This is a genomic window from Streptomyces sp. SID486, assembly GCF_009865385.1.
Lineage (GTDB): Bacteria > Actinomycetota > Actinomycetes > Streptomycetales > Streptomycetaceae > Streptomyces.
The window spans coordinates 1-345 of the sequence record NZ_WWJT01000759.1 but is presented as its reverse complement, the minus strand read 5'-3'; the positions used below and the strand labels follow the sequence as shown (position 1 = coordinate 345).

General features: G+C 71.6%; 1 protein-coding gene. It reads left to right on the top strand.

The features are described from left to right. Positions 1 to 345, top strand: a 345-nt coding sequence (locus tag GT045_RS35385) for an ATP-binding cassette domain-containing protein (protein WP_161336722.1), incomplete at both ends; no start/stop codon positions are given.

Below are 345 nucleotides of genomic sequence, written 5' to 3'. Positions count from 1 at the left end.
TCGGCCCCTCCGGCTCCGGCAAGTCCACGCTGCTGCGCTGCGTGAACCTGCTGGAGGAGCCCACCGGCGGCCAGGTCTTCGTCGGCGGCACCGAGGTGACCGACCCCGACGTCGACATCGACGCCGTACGCCGTCGCATCGGCATGGTCTTCCAGCAATTCAACCTCTTCCCGCACCTGAACGTCACCGAGAACCTCGCGCTGCCGCAGCGCCGGGTCCTCGGGCGGGACAAGGCGACCGCCGCGCGGATCGCCGCCGAGAACCTGGCCAGGGTCGGCCTGTCCGAGAAGGCGGACGCCTACCCGTCCTCCCTCTCCGGCGGCCAGCAGCAGCGCGTCGCCATCG